This window comes from Phycisphaerae bacterium, assembly GCA_019636475.1.
Classification (GTDB): Bacteria; Planctomycetota; Phycisphaerae; order UBA1845; family UTPLA1; genus JADJRI01.
Genome location: JAHBXN010000018.1, coordinates 1 through 14,624 on the forward strand (window position 1 = coordinate 1; position 14,624 = coordinate 14,624).

Below are 14,624 nucleotides of genomic sequence, written 5' to 3' on the forward strand. Positions count from 1 at the left end.
CCAGCAGTTTGAACTTCCCGCGAACCACCAGTACCGGATTCATTACAATCTCGACGTCACAACCCCCAGCTTCGTCCCGATCGGTCACTTCAATGCCAACGGCTACCTGAACCTGACGTTTCTGCCCGAGCCAAGCGCGCTCACGATGCTCCTGCCCGCATGGCTGCTCTTCCGCCGCCCATCGCACGCTCGATGACGCGCTTCGGCGCTGCCCGCCACCCCATTCATTCAGCGCCGTCGCTAGCGCCGTTTACCCCAATATGCCATCCACACGGCACGACATGCCAACGCAAAGGCCGTCAGCATGGCACCCGGCCAACTCGGCCCCGCCGTCGCCTCTGATTTTCCAATTGCCGGAGAAGTGGCACCTCACCAAACGCGTTACCGCGAAGACCGGTCATGGTGTTGAGAGATGAATATATGGTGCCGGGCACCCGCCCTCGATTATCCGCCGATTCTGGCCATTAACTCGTCCGTCAATTCCAGATTGTGGTATACCTGCTGCACGTCGTCATTGTCCTCGAAGGCTTCGATCATCTTGAGAACCCGATCGGCGGTATCGGCGTCCACCGTGACGCGTGTTCCAGGTATCTTTGTGATTTCGGCGGACCGGGTCTCGATTTTTGCAGCCTTCAGTGCCTTACCTACGGCATCATAGGCTGTCACGTCACATGTCACTTCGAAGACATCTTCATCGAGGACCACGTCTTCGCCGCCGGCGTCGAGCACCACTTCCATCAAGCAGTCCTCCGATGTGTCTGCCGCATTCACAGTGAAGACGCCCTTGGTCAGGAAATTCCAACTGACGCAGTTTGGCTGACCCAGATTTCCGCCGCCGCGCTCAAAGGTCTTCTTCATTTCCGGTGCGGTTCTCGCGGGGTTGTCGGTCAGCGCATCAACAATGATTGCCACGCCACCGGGGCCGTAGCCCTCATAAGTGGCCGACTGATATTGCTCCGCCCCCAATTCACCGGTGCCCTTCTTGACTGCCTTGTCGATCGTGTCATTGGGCATGTTCGCTTCTTTGGCTTTGTCAATGGCATAGCGCAAAGCAAGATTGGAGGCTGGATCGCCTCCGCCGGTTTTTGCCGCAACGATGATATTTCTTGAAAGCTTGCTCCAGAGCTTTCCGCGACGCTTGTCGTTTGCGCCTTTCTTATGCTTGATGTTGGCCCACTTGCTATGGCCTGCCATGGGGTTCCCCTTCAATTAACGTCGATGTGTTTTGGTGTTGGCTGGCGCGTCATCCTTCGCGCCGGCTGAGGCGGCATCCGTTGCCGCAGCGGGCTGAACAGCCTCGCGAATGGGCGCGACCTCAACGGCCTCGCCAATTTCCAGTTGCCTCAGTTTGGCGACGATTCGCCCGTGGAGCAATCGACGATCGCGATCGGGCGGCGGATCATGATCGGGGGCACACATCTCCAGCGCTATCTTCCATTCAGCGGCCGCGGCGGCCCGATCGCCCTTGTGGTAGAGGGCATCGCCAAGATGATCGTGCAGAACAGGCTCCTCTCCGTCAGACAAACGGATGGATTGTCGCAGATAGTAAACCGCCTCGTCGAATATTCCGCGTTTATACAGTAGCCAGCCGAGGCTATCGAGAGCAGCATGCGACTTGGGATTTTGCGCGAGCGAGAGTCGAATCATGCGTTCCGCGCGATCGAGATCGCCGTCGGCTTCGATGAGAATGTAGCCCAGATTGTTGTTGATGCCGGGATCTTCGGGGTCCAGTTCGTAAATTGCCTCAAGCTGCTGAATGGCTTGATTCATTCGACCCGTGTCCTGGCAGATTTCGGACAGATGATAACGCATTTCAATGACGATGTTCAGGTCGTAATCCCGTCCGGCATCGCGAGCAGCCAACTCGGGCAGCAGCAGACTGTTTACGATTCGCTCGGCCTGGTCGTATCGCTCCGCAGTCAACAGGGAGATGATCAGGCGCTGATTCGCCTGTCGCGTTTCGGAGATGGTCTCTCGCAGACGAACAAGCAGCGCTCGCTGTTTGTTCGGATCCGCCACGACCTGAGCCAATTCGTCCTCCACCTCGCGCCTTCGACGAGTCAACTGCGAGATGCGATCCTTGTAAAGGTGGATCACGTCGTCGTATCGACGCGCGAACTGGTAGGTATCCGCCAGCAGCAACTCGAATGTGGTTCGACTTTCAGATCGTTCCGCATTGATGCGAGCCAATTCCGCGGCTTCATCCCATTGCCTGGCCGTCCAACAGAGACGAATCAGCGCCATGTTGAGATCGATGTCATCGGGCGCCTTTTCCAGCCACGACAACGCGTATTGAAGTGCCTCCGTCGGACGTTTCGCTTCCTGCAGCCGCGCAAGCAGGAGCATTTGAGTCATGCGATTGTCCGGCTGCGTTTGAAGATAGGATCGTGCCAGGTCAATCGCCTCGTCATGGCGGCCAGCGCGTCCGAGCGAGGACAGGAGGGTGCTCCGGCGAACAATGTCATCGGGCGCCTCATCGAGCCATGCTTTCGCTACGTCAACCGCTTCGTCGAATCGATTGGCCTGATTGAGCACGGAAATCAAGAGCGACGTGAACGCGTGACGCTCGTCCTTGAGTTCCTTCCTCGCCAGAAAATCGCGAAGCAGCGCGGCCGTTGTGTCCCAGTCTCCCTCGCTTTGAGCAAATCGAAGCAGGTCCTGGAGGTAGCTCAGATCGCGAGGTCGATCTCGTAACAAGGTTCGGATGACCTCGGCCGCCTCGTGAAAACGCAACAACCTCGCGAGATAGTTGGCCTTCAGCTCGCGTGCGGAGAGATGTTCCGGCGCGATCTCCAGCGCCTTTTCCACGGCGGCAAGTGCCGACGCATCGTCGTTCACGGCGCCATAACTTCGGGCGATTTCGACATAGGTGTCGGCATCGTCGGGGTATTCCACGAGTATCTGCCGAAGACTCGCCAGGTATTCATCGAGGCGGGTCTGCGGGGTCGCCGCTTTACTGTTCACGAGACCGATCATCGCCGCGCAGCGAAGCGCGGGCGGCCCGGTTAGTCCAAGTGTCTCAAAATCCGAGAAATAGCCGCGACAGTTGTCGAAGTCGCCGCGATTAAGAAACTGCACGACGAGACGCTCTCTCGCCATCATGTGCTTCGGATCGACTTCATCCACGATTCGGCGCAGCAACTGCTCGGCGCGGCGCGTCTGGCCGCGACGTTGCGCAAGCTCAGCCAGGCGAAAGAGAGCCTCGCCTGACGCCCGATCGGCTTCGAATGCGGATAGATAGGCCTGCTCCGCATCTTCCGCCAGATCGAGTGCCGCATATGCGTCACCCAGCGCCATCAGTATGGTTGAGGACGGCTCGGCCGCGCCGACGGACGTGCCGACTTCGATCGCGGCCTCCCATTGCTTGAGTCCACAGAGACTGACAATCAGTGGCTCGAGGGTGGTCACGCCGGTTCGCCCCAGCTCGACCGCCGCGCGAAGTTCGATCACGGCTGCGGAAAACTCTCGCCGGTCAGCGAGCAGCCGTCCCAGGAGCAACCTGGCCTCGCCCGGACTTGCCGGTTTCCCGGCCGCGCGCCGCGCGGCCGCGAGAAAGTCATCGGCCCAGTCTCGTTGGGTCCATTCAATTGCCCGGTTGAACGACGTGGGCGACTGAACCAGGCGGTCCAGAATGAGGCGGACCGCACCGTCAAAATCGCCCCGCCGGGCAAGCAATTCGAGCAGCAGAAGCGGCGCATCGATGCCCACTTCGCGCTGCGCCGCCGCGCGTGTCAGTACACTCTCGGCCTCGCCATATCGTTCACGCTCGATTAAGAGCCGTGCAATCGAGAGCATCGTGCCGTAATCGGCGGCCGAGCGGGACAGTTCGATCAGTTCGGCATCGTATTGATCCGGCCGGCCAATGATGTCGCACACTTCTCGCACCAGCTCGAGCGTGCTGCCGGCGGCCTTGGGGTTGTTCCATCGGCGAGCAGCGAGGAGCGAATCGTCACCGCGACCGGCCTTCGCCATCGCGACGATACGGCGACGTTGATAATCGGGTTCGCCGGGTTGCTCCGCCACGGCCCGATCGAACGCGGATACGGCGCGATCATACATGGATAGTGCTGTATATGTGTCACCCAGCATCGCAGCCGCCTTGCCGCGATACAAATCCATCGCATCGCGCAACTCGAAGAAGGCCGACATTTCCCCCGTCCGTGTCTGGACGATTCGCAAATAGGACTCCAGGCACTCAGCCGATGCGGCAAGATATCCTTCGTGATTAAGCAGCAGTCCCATGGACAGGTGGGTCAGGATCGCTTCGGGCTGAATTGAATCCGGGCCGGCATCGAGCGCCGCCTTGCAGTATGCGGAGATTGCGCTCGCGGCATTGCGCTGCTGCGCGCGCAGCTCGCCCAGCAGCCAGTATGCGGAGACCGACTGCGCACCGCGGCGCGATCCGAGCAAGCTGATGGCCTCGCGGATCTTCGTTTCCGCGACCACCTGATTTCCAACCCGCAGCGCCGCGCGTGCGTAAAGCAATCGGGCGTCGATGTTGGCCGAGTCGATTTCCAACGCTCTGTCCAGCGCGGTCATCGCATCGAGCCAATGCTGGTCATCAAATCGCTTGCGAGCTCTCTCGAACTGCCGAACCGCCCGCGCATCGACCGCAGTCTCACCGGACGACTCCGCCACGACATCGGCCGAGTCGATGGCCGGTTCACTCTGCAGCAGCGCGGCGCAGACATCGGCGGAGGTCATCCATGCACGATTTGATTCCGCGGCAGAGCCAGCGGAATCTGATGCGCCGGTCACAGCATGGGTTGGTTCCCGTGTGCAGGCGACGCCGAACAAAATCGGCACGAGCACGCTTAGCGTTAGCTTTGTCGCAGTGAGATTGAAACGAGCGGTCACGGCGAATCCGTCCTCCGTAACGAAAACCCCGGGCAATGCAGCTTCAGCACGGCGTCGAGCCCGTTCACACGCACAGCCGTGCGCGAATTCCAGCGGCCCGCCGGCGGCTATTTGCGGCTCGTCCGGTCGCGAGTGGACGACTTGCCGGCCGATGCGGTCGGCCGCGACTTGCCGGAAGCCGACGATTTGCGTGCCCGAGATTTCGATGGTTTTGCCGCGCGGCTCGAAGCGGCAGTGGACGAAGCCGCGGCTCGCCCTTTTCCTCGCTTCGGAGCGGCGGAGGAGTCGTCCTCGTGCTGGCCGGCGATGGCGGCGACAGGCTTCTTCGATCGCGCCGAAGCCGCAGTGGCCGACGGCTCCGGCTTCCTGGGCGCCTTTCGCAAGGCGTGGGTTGATCCGTATCGCTTGAACATCATGTAGAAATTCACGCCCTCCCGGTCTTTGAGCGTATCGGAAACAAAACGCTGCGCTTCGGCAACCGATATGCCATCCGGAATGCACTTGGTGCGATGCAGGTAGGAGAACATGTTCTCGTCGAGCGGGATCTCGTTGTAATTCAGGTAGCGATTTCGGAAGAAAGCCGCGGCATGCGGTGTCAATCCGTCGATGCCCTCAAGGAATGCGTTGACGGCCTTTTTCGACTGGGTCTTCAGGTAGCTGACATCCAGATGATGCAAACTATTGAAGACTGAATTGAAAACCTGTGTGATCTCGGTCGCGGCCTGTCGAGCCTGGGGATAGTCGTGGCCGATGATGCCGACCAGATCCGAGACAGCCGTCACGCGAAGCTCGTTCATGTCGACCACGGACTCGATGATCTTTCGGACGGCTCCGGCGGCTCGCTGCTCTGCAGCATAGTTGCAGAGAATGCCCATCAACAGGGCGCGAGTGGAGTCGTCCACGGCCTCAATGGTCGCCTTGCCGCCGTCCTTCTTGAGCTTTGCGTTCAACTGCTTGAGCTTACGAACGAATTCCTGGGCATTTCTCATTGACGATCCTCAATCAACCGTGGTGTATCACGCGGAGCCGTCCGTCACCAACCAACGTACATTCTTCCATTGCGGACCTGAATCAATCAGGCTCCCGGGCGCTATTCGCTTCGGCCGGGGGCTCATCGCGATCGACGGGGCGTTCAACCGAATCATTGGTGAAGTTTGACATTTGTCGAAAAGTATCAAGGGCTTTCTTGATGCCTGGATCGAGATGAAAGCGGATGGTGGGACACTGGCGCATGTTAATCTGCTTTGCCAGTCGCGTTTGAATCATCCCGCGGGCGCTTGCCAGCCCTTTCATCGTCGTGAGTCCGACCTGCTCCTCACCCATGACGCTGACGTACACATCAGCGATTTTCATGTCGGGCGTGACTTCGACGCGCGTCACGCTCGTGAAGCGACTGACGCGCGGATCGGAAATGCGGTTCGTAATCGCGTCGCTCACGACATCGCGTACGAAGTGTGACACCCGCTCCTTGCGATAGGACATCAAAATACCCACTCTCAATCGACGGCGCGGGGCGTCAGACCCACTCCAATTCATAGTCAACGAGACTAACCCAGCGACTCATGCGAACCTCGTCCACGATTTTCGAGAGGCAGCTTTCGGTGAAACGCCGACTGTTCGACACCTGCGCGATCGCGAGCGTGCATTCACGATGGGCATCCAGTTCGCCAACCTCGGCGATGGAGATGTTGTGTCGCGTGCCGAGACGGTCTTTCAGACTCTTGATTGCGCGGCGCTTGTCCTTGAGAGACATGGCGTCCGGGATCAGAAGAGACAGCTGCAGCACGCCCACCACCATGAAAACTCGTCGCCGACGATCTCCAACGCCCGCGCCCGGCGCATTACCGACACCACGAAATCAGGAACTCGTCTTAAGCGTTCGCGCCACCTTCACGATCTCAAATGACTCGATGATGTCACCCGGCTTCACATCATCGAAGCCGGCGATCTTCAAGCCGCACTCGAAGCCGGCCTTGACTTCCTTCGCATCGTCCTTGAATCGCCGAAGCGAATCGAGCGTGCCGTTATCCTTGACCACGACGCCGTCGCGAACGACCCGTACCCGATGATGTCGATGCAGACTGCCTTCGCGAACAAAGCAGCCCGCCGCCTTTCCGACCTTGGTGATATTGAAGACCTCCCGCACCTCGGCACGACCTCGCGATTCGACCTTTTCTTCCGGTTCGAGAAGGCCTTCCAGTGCCTTCTTGATGTCATCCTTGGCCTCGTAGATGATGCGGTACGGACGAATCTCGACACCAACCGTGTCGGCCTTTCGCTGGGTGGCCGGGTCGGGTACCACGTGAAACGCGATGATGATCGCTCCGCTGGCCTGGGCTAGAGAGATATCCGAATCCGTCACCGTGCCAACGCCGGCGTGGAGAATCGTCAGCTTCACTTCGTCGCTGGGGAAGGAAGAGAGTTCCTGACGCAGCGCATCCACGGACCCCGCCGAATCAGCCCGGACGATCAGATTCAATTCCGGAATCTCGCCTTCGGCCGCCTGCGCAAACATGGATTCCAGCGTCGTCGGCTTGACGAGGCGGATCAGTTCACCCTCGCGCCGCAGCGCCGCCATCTCTTCGGCGATCTCCTTCGCCTCCTTCGCGTTGGTCTTGACATAGAACTTGTCGCCGGCCTCCGGAAGATCCGAAAGCCCCATCAGTTCGACCGGCGTTGAGGGACCGGCCTTGTCGATATTGCGGCCCTTGTCGTCCTTCATCGCTCGAACGCGGCCGTGAGCACTGCCGCAGACGATGATCTGACCGGTTCGCAGCGTGCCTTCGGAAACAACGACGCGGACCATGATGCCGGTGCGTTCGTCGCGTTCCGCCTCGATCACCGTGCCGGTGGCCGGAATGGACGGGTCGGCCTTGAGATCGAGGACGTCGGAGAGCGTGGCCAGGTGGTTGAGCAGATCATCAATGCCCTCACCCGTGACGGTCGACGTCTTGACGACGTCTGTCTCGCCGCCCCACTCGCTCGGATTGAGTCCCTGCTCCGCCAACTGGCCGTAAAGCTTGTTGATGTCGTGCGGAAGATCGATCTTGTTGAGCGCGACGACAATGGTTGCTCCGGCCGCACGTGCGTGATTGATGGCTTCGACGGTCGTCGGCATGATGCCGTCATCCGCCGCAACCACCAGCACCACGACGTCCGTGATATTCGCACCGCGTGCCCGCATTGCGGTGAAGGCCGCATGACCGGGGGTATCCAGGAATGTCACCCAGTTGTCATTGACCTGTACCCGGTAAGCGCCGACATGCTGGGTGATGCCACCCGCCTCGCCGGCTGCGACGTTCGCCTTGCGAATGCGGTCGAGCAGACTCGTCTTGCCGTGGTCAACATGACCGAGCACCGTGACGATCGGAGAACGCTTCTGAAGATTCTTTCGCTTAATCGCCGCAAACTCCTCCGCGAGGGCTTCGAGTCGCGTCTTCGGCTTCATGACGACCAATTCAATGCCGAATTCGGCGGCAAGTAGCTGCGCCTGGTCCGTGTCGATGATGCTGTTGATGGTGGTAAGAATTCCAAGCTGCTTGTTGACCACATTTAGGCCGATGCCGCTCTCACGACAGAAATCCTTGACAATGATGGGTTCGGTCAGCTCAATCCGCTGCTTCTTGGCTCGCGATGGCTGCATCCGCTGGCCGGGCGATTTCTTCTCGATCGCGCGGAGACCACCGATGCCGCGACCTGATGCGGCCGCCAGGCGATCGCGCATCTCAAGCAGCTCGCGTTCTTTCCATTCCTTCAACTGCTCCGAAGCCAGTTCGCGCTCATCACGCAAACCACGGCGAGGATGCGCGCGGCGCGCCGCCGCATCAGCCGCCGAACCGGTCTTGGCCTTCGCTGTTCGACTGCGACGCGCGTCGCCTTCATCCGCATCACTTGCAGGCAAAGCACGACCCGGTCCCGGAGCGATCGGACCGCGAGCGGCCGGACGCACACTGGGCCGTGGACGATCGACATATTCGGGCTTGTCCATGCGGACCACGCGCGGGCCGCTCAGTTTCGCCGGCAAGGGCACATTCTGTGGACCAGCGACAGCCGGCTTGGCAGGCTCTGCCGGCGCCGCGTCCGTCGCCTCAACGGCGGCCGGAGCCTCCGCTGCGACGGCCGGTGATTCCTCCCGCGGCGCAGACTCGACAGCCGGCGGAACCGGTTCAGGCTCAGGCGCGGCGGCCGGTTCCTCCGCTGCGACCGGAGCGGGCGCGGTTCGCCCGGCAACGGTTTCCACGGTTTCAGTGATTTCCTCTGCCGCCTGCGTCGACGGCTCATCGATGACGGCGGTCGCCGTGTCGCCGGAGTCTCCTTCGCCGCCTTCGCTCGAATCAGGTTCATTCGAAGCGGACTTCTTGGATGAGCGGCGCTTCACGCGCACCTTCTCGAGGTCGACCCGCTCCGACTCTTCGACGGTCGTTTTGTGCGCACCTTCACTGAACCACTCCCGGATGGTCTGCTCGAGACCCGCCGAGACGACATGCATGTGGTTCTTGATGTGGATGCCCTCAGCCTCGCACTTTTCGATGATGGTCTTGCTGCTGACCTCCAACTCCTTCGCGAGGTGATGGATTCTCCTTTTTGTGTCCGCCAAAACGTGCCTCCAAGTCCGAGCCTGTTTTCGTCAGTTTGGTGAGTCGTGCCCACCGATAGCCCAGCCGCATGGCCGAGCCTGTTGTCATTCCGGCTGGTCGGGTCCGAGCCCGGTCAACAAGCGATTACGATGCACCCTCGACCGGAGCCGACGACGATTCGACCGTATCGGCCTCGGGCGAACCGCTCATCGGCATTGCCGCCGATTCGCCGGACGAATCCATCGCAGACTCTCCGGACGGTTCGGCAGACGCCGCATCGAACGTCGGCAGCGTCTCGCCGGCCGCCGCCGCCGCCGCCGCGGCCTCCTTCGCTTTCGCCGCCTCGGCCTTCTCGGCTTCCAGTTCGACGCGGGCGATCTTTGCTTCTTCGGTGCAGGTCGCGACGATTGCGGCTGCCAGCTCTTCCGTGATGCTCAACTCGCGAACGAGCGGTTCGGGACCGACTTCCTCGACGTCCATCACGCTGATGAGACCCATGAGGGAAATTCGCTCGGCCACCATGTCTTCCACGCCGCCGACTTTCCGGAGCGTTGCCGCGAGACGATCAAGACCGCGATTGTATTCCTTCGGAGTCAGAATATCGATGTCCCAGCCGGTGAGGCGGGCCGCGAGCCGCACGTTCTGGCCACGCTTTCCGATGGCCAGTGACAACTGCTCATCGGGCACGACGACTGTCGCCCGGCCCAGTTCGAAGCACAGCGCCGTATCCTGAATCTCGGCGGGCTTGAGCGCATTGGCGATCAGGATCTGCGAGGACTCATTCCATCGAACGATGTCGATCTTCTCACCGCCAAGTTCCTCGACGATGTTCTTGATCCGGCTTCCACGCACGCCGACGCACGCTCCGACCGCATCAACTTTGGTATCGATCGACGTGACGGCCACCTTCGTGCGATACCCGGCCTCTCGGGCCAGCGCCTTGATTTCGATGATTCGCTCGGCGACCTCGGGCACTTCCAGTTCGAACAGACGCCGGATGAAGTCAGGATGACTGCGGCTCAGGATGATCTTCACGTGATGCGGCACTTCGCGAACGTCCAGGATCAACGCGCGGACGCGCTCACCAGGCTGGTGCGCCTCGCCGGGAATCTGCTCGCTCTTGGGGAGGAATCCCTCGGCTCGACCCAGGCCCACGACCATCGCGCCACCTTCAAAGCGTGCGACCGTGCCGGTGATGATCTGTCCCTTGCGCTCGACGTATTCGTCGAAGATGCTGACGCGCTCGGCTTCGCGTGTGCGCTGAATGATCACCTGTTTCGCGGTTTGGGCGGAGATGCGGCCCAACTCCGACATTGAAATTTCGCGATCGTCGGCCGTCGCCTTGATCGCGCCGTTCAACTTGTCGATTTCGACGCGAACATATTCCACGCCGACGTACTTCTTCTTAATGGCGGTCTCAATGGCCGCCTCGAGGTCGCCGATCAGCAGATCTTTGTCGATGTTTTTATCGCGTGCCAGCGAATCCACCAGCCGCAGCAAGTCAGCGTTCATGAGCGTCTCACTTCCCTATTCACTTGTCCTGTATTCACTTGTACCCGCTTCAGACATTTACTTGTCCCTCGCCCGGGCCATTCACCCGATGGCAAACAAAAAAGTGGGCGAATGCTCGGGCCCACTTTTTCGGCGTACTTCTACCGCGGGCACCGACGCCCGCCTGCGTCGCGATTCCGGCTGGAGCATCAACGCATGCGTCGAGCCCCGCGGAAGACGCGCCGCCACGAACCGGCCGCGCAAACGCCAAGTTGGACGCGCCGGTCACTCACCGGCAGCCGTCCCAACGGTGGACTGGTGCGTCGCAGTCACTCTCGCCCCCATTTCACCACGTTCAAAAACATGTGCTCGCGACATATCGATCACCGCCTCAATCGAAGCGCCCTCGTCCGCAGGCACACGGGACTCCAACCGCGCTACCAACGATGCGCCGGTCGAAGTCGTCATGTAAACATCCTTACGGTCGCCCAAGGTCTCGACCACCATGATTCTAGCTGATAGGCGTCCTGTTTGTCCGGTCGCGCCACCGGCCTGGGACATCGAAATCGCGTCAGGCCGAACACCGAGCGTCATTTCCCGATCCACGTTCAGACGCCATGCCGAAGCCAACTCGCCATCGAGCGGCAGAATCGCGCCACCGACATCGAATCCGAATCCGGCCTCGGTTCGGACCACTCGGCCATCGAGGAAATTCATCGGCGGCATGCCGATAAACCCGGCAACAAATCGATTCACCGGTCGATCGTAAATTTCCAGCGGCGGCGCACACTGCTGAATCACGCCATTTCTCATCACGACGACACGATCGCCCAGCGTCATCGCCTCTTCCTGATCGTGCGTGACGTAGATCGTGGTTGTGGCCAATCGGCGCTGCAACCGCTTGATCTCCGAACGCATTTCGACGCGCAACTTCGCATCGAGGTTCGACAGAGGCTCGTCGAACAGGAACACCTGCGGATTGCGAACAATCGCCCGACCGACCGCCACACGCTGCCTTTGTCCGCCCGACAGCGCTCGAGGCTTGCGATCCAACAGATCGGTGATGCCCAGCACTGCGGCCGATTCACGCACCTTCCGATCAATATCCGCCTTCGAAAGTCCCAACTCGCGCCGACGAAGGCTCAAGCCGAAGGCCATGTTCTTGTACACCGACATGTGCGGGTACAAGGCATAATTCTGAAAGACCATCGCGATGTCGCGATCCTTGGGAGCGATATCGTTGACCACTCGCTCACCGATGGCAATCGTGCCGTCGGAAATATCCTCCAGACCAGCAACCATGCGCAGGGTCGTGCTCTTGCCGCAGCCCGACGGGCCGACCAGCACCACAAATTCGCGATCCGCGATCTCAATGCTGACTCGTTCCACCGCCTGGAAGCCGCCGGGGTAGACCTTGGAGACATCCTTTAAGGTAACACGCCCCATAGAGTTACGAGCTTCGGCGCAGATCGAACCATCAAGATCATTAATTATAAGTCGAAGAGCGAACCTGTCAATCGCCCCGCCGACCGGTGCCTCTGCCGGACCAGTGCGCTCTGTCCCCCTCCGCCTTGCTGGATTTCTCCGCATCTTCCGCGATTTTCCTTGAACACCCGTCCGACAGCGGCTAATCTCTTACCCACTTGGTTGGCCCCGGCGAGCGGTGTTCAGCCCCGTTGCATCCCAATTCTTGATAGGAGTGGCTTGACATGTTGAGCAGAACCGCTCGCGAGCGGACAGGGGTTGCGTTTTGCCTGCTGGCCGGAGCCGCATTTATTGCGCATCCAGCTTCGCTTGTCGCCCAACCCGCAAATAATGCCTGTGCGAATGCCATTCCCATCACAGATGGCGCAACCCCGTTTTCCACCATCGGCGCCACGACGGACGGTCCCAGCCATTCCGGCTCCTGCCAATTTGACGGCCAGACCTACAACGACATATGGTTCACTTACACCGCCTCATGCACCGGCGAGTTGACCGTTAGCACCTGCGGGACCGCCCAGTATGATTCGGATCTGGTTGTATACAATGGCTGCAACTGCGGCTCGCTAATAACCGATTTCCTCGACTGCAACGACGACGCCAGCGGATGTTCGAATTTCACATCGGTCGTGACGGTTCCAGTGATCACCGGAAACTGTTATTTCATCAGAGTCGGCGGCTTCAACGCCGGGGATTCCGGAACAGGCACGCTGAATCTGACATGCGTCGACCAATCCACCACGCCCGGCGCATGCTGTCATGGCGATGATTCCTGCACGATGGAATTGATCGCCGTTTGTGCGCAGCTGGGTGGCGAGTTCCACGGTGTGAACCGGCCTTGCACGCCGAACCCGTGCGCCCAAAGCGTCGGCCCTGATGTTGTCTATTCCGACGCCGCCAGCATCACCAACTGGGGAGCAGTCGGCGGAATTCGCGCCTACTCACTCAGCAGCAACACATGCAATATCGGCACGACCAATCTGCCGTGGGGCGCCACCTCGCCGCTGCTGGCAATGAATGCGTATCGGATTTACGACGGCAGAATTGAACAGATCGGCATGTCCTGGGTAAAAAACGGGACCGGCGCCGCGGCGGGCCCCGGTTGCGGCTACCCCTGCAACGGCGCCGGCGGGAGCGTCCTCGGATCCGGGTGTCTTGACGTTTATGGTTCGGGCTTCAACGGCAGTTGGAGCATCCTGGGGCCGCGGTCCGCTGTGAATTCGTTCTCCGGCGCGTATCCGGGGCCGTCCGGCAATGGCATCAATGCCATCAGCAAACGCCTGCAAATTCATGAGTCCGACCTCAACAGCGCCAACTTCCCGAATGCGCGATACCTCGTCGAAGGCGTCTATGTCGCCGCAGCCGATGCCTCGGCCGGAAACGCGCTCAACAATGCGTCATACAAGCTCGTCAATGTCTCCGGCTTGTCTTTCGACCTCTCACCTTTCGGCGACATGAATATCGGCATTCCGGCCATCTACGCATGGAAGTTTGACGGCATGGGCAGCGGCGTTCCCGATCCGGATGTCTCGGTCGTGATCGCGGACGTGCCCGGCGAGGGCCGGTTCTTCGTCGGCCACAAGGCGACCGACCTCGGCGCGGCGGGCTGGCGCTATGACTATGCGGTCTATAATCTGAACTCGCATCGGAGCGGCGGTTCGCTCTCGGTGCCGGTCCCCGACACGACCGCGATTCGCAACGTCGGATTCCACGATGTGGACTATCACAGCGGTGAGCCGCTCGACAATACCGACTGGAACACCACGATCGATGCCGGGTTCGTGACATGGTCGAGCCCGCAGACTTTCGCGCAGAATCCGAACACCAACGCGCTTCGTTGGGGTACGATGTACAATTTCTGGTTCGAGACCGACGCGCCACCATCGCCCGGCACCGTCACACTTGGCTTGTTCCGCACCGGTTCGCCCGACCAAATCACGGCCGGCGCGATGGTCCCGAGCGTCTGCAAGGCCGACTGCCTCGCGGACAACACACGCAATGGAATGGACATCTACGGCTTCGTCGATTGCTTCGTCGGCGAGAATCCGAACTGTGGCTGTGCCGACATCGACAACAACGGTTTCGTCGATCTCAACGATATCGAGCCGTTTGTGCTGCTGATTCTGGAAGGCCTGCCTTGCCCTTGATTCGCGCAGTGCGATGAATCGACCTCGCAGCCACGATAGACAAGGCGATCGTTGCCGCCGTTTGGCGCCG

Annotated in this window: 10 protein-coding genes; 2 read left to right on the forward strand and 8 right to left on the reverse strand. The window is 60.4% G+C overall.

The genetic code is table 11. The features are described 5' to 3' along the window. On the forward strand, window positions 1–196 hold a 196-nt coding region (locus KF841_17150; protein MBX3397083.1), incomplete at its 5' end, for a hypothetical protein. Window positions 197–444: 248 nt separating this feature from the next. Here the strand turns inward: KF841_17150 and KF841_17155 are convergent. The 8 genes from KF841_17155 to ugpC form a co-directional block, all read right to left on the reverse strand. Continuing rightward, entirely contained in the window at window positions 445–1,194 is a 750-nt protein-coding gene (locus KF841_17155) for a YebC/PmpR family DNA-binding transcriptional regulator (GenBank protein ID MBX3397084.1), read from the reverse strand. A 15-nt stretch (window positions 1,195–1,209) separates the two neighbouring features. Next, entirely contained in the window at window positions 1,210–4,857 is a 3,648-nt protein-coding gene (locus tag KF841_17160) for a tetratricopeptide repeat protein (GenBank protein ID MBX3397085.1), read from the reverse strand. A 107-nt stretch (window positions 4,858–4,964) separates the two neighbouring features. Then, a complete protein-coding gene (locus tag KF841_17165; protein ID MBX3397086.1) occupies window positions 4,965–5,846 on the reverse strand; it encodes a hypothetical protein in 882 nt (293 codons plus the stop codon). A gap of 82 nt (window positions 5,847–5,928) precedes the next feature. Then, complete coding sequence (rbfA, locus tag KF841_17170) at window positions 5,929–6,339, reverse strand: 30S ribosome-binding factor RbfA (protein MBX3397087.1); 411 nt, start codon at window positions 6,337–6,339, stop codon at window positions 5,929–5,931. 34 nt (window positions 6,340–6,373) lie between these two features. After that, window positions 6,374–6,643 carry a DUF503 domain-containing protein gene (locus KF841_17175; GenBank protein MBX3397088.1) on the reverse strand — a complete coding sequence of 90 codons (270 nt, stop codon included), beginning with the start codon at window positions 6,641–6,643 and terminating at the stop codon, window positions 6,374–6,376. Window positions 6,644–6,715: 72 nt separating this feature from the next. Next, on the reverse strand, window positions 6,716–9,454 hold the full coding sequence (infB, locus tag KF841_17180; protein MBX3397089.1) for a translation initiation factor IF-2: 2,739 nt from the start codon (window positions 9,452–9,454) through the stop codon (window positions 6,716–6,718). 124 nt (window positions 9,455–9,578) lie between these two features. After that, window positions 9,579–10,946, reverse strand: a complete 1,368-nt coding sequence (gene nusA / locus KF841_17185) for a transcription termination/antitermination protein NusA (protein MBX3397090.1) — start codon at window positions 10,944–10,946, stop codon at window positions 9,579–9,581. A 264-nt stretch (window positions 10,947–11,210) separates the two neighbouring features. After that, on the reverse strand, window positions 11,211–12,371 hold the full coding sequence (gene ugpC / locus KF841_17190; protein MBX3397091.1) for a sn-glycerol-3-phosphate ABC transporter ATP-binding protein UgpC: 1,161 nt from the start codon (window positions 12,369–12,371) through the stop codon (window positions 11,211–11,213). Window positions 12,372–12,634: 263 nt separating this feature from the next. On the opposite strand from ugpC, the gene KF841_17195 reads away from it, so the two are divergent. Continuing rightward, entirely contained in the window at window positions 12,635–14,554 is a 1,920-nt protein-coding gene (locus KF841_17195; protein ID MBX3397092.1) for a hypothetical protein, read from the forward strand. The last annotated feature ends 70 nt before the right edge of the window (window positions 14,555–14,624 follow it).